1 protein-coding gene is annotated in these 511 nt (G+C 67.5%); it reads right to left on the minus strand.

Going from position 1 to position 511, the window contains the following annotated elements:
• On the minus strand, positions 1-252 hold a 252-nt coding region (gene crgA, locus LPA54_RS36630), incomplete at its 3' end, for a cell division protein CrgA (RefSeq protein WP_006134093.1).
• Positions 253-511 lie beyond the last annotated feature (259 nt).

Here is a 511-nt window from a genome sequence, read left to right on the forward strand (position 1 = left end):
CTTCCACTGCGTGGAGACGCCGAACCCGGCGGCGATGAAGCCGAAGCCCACCACGATGTTCCAGTTGCCCAGCTTGTCGATGGGCAGCGAGCCGTCCGTGACGTAGAAGACGACGATCCAGGCCAGACCGATGAGGAACAGCGCCAGCATCACCGGCGCGACCCAGGCGCGGTTGGTCAGCTTGATCGCGGCCGTCTGCTTGGCCGGCGGCGGCGTGTAGTCGGCCTTCTTGCGGATACGTGACTTCGGCACGAGGGTCTCTCCTGTCGATGCGCTGCGTGGCCGCGCAGGGTCTGGGTCGGGCTCGGGGCAGCGTACAAGGGGACTCTGAGTGCTCCCCCGGGCGTCCGTTAGCGTAGTGCTTCTACGGCGCCGAAGGAGATAAGGGTACGTTGAGCAATTCTGCCGACTCCCCGGGGACGGAATCCAGTCCCGCGGCCCGCCCACGCCGTCCGCGTCCGGTGCGGGTGCTCACCGCGGGCATCTTCGCCCTCGCGGGCCTCCTCTTCTT

The sequence above is a fragment of the Streptomyces sp. DH12 genome (assembly GCF_020873895.1).
In the GTDB taxonomy this organism is placed as follows: Bacteria; Actinomycetota; Actinomycetes; order Streptomycetales; family Streptomycetaceae; genus Streptomyces.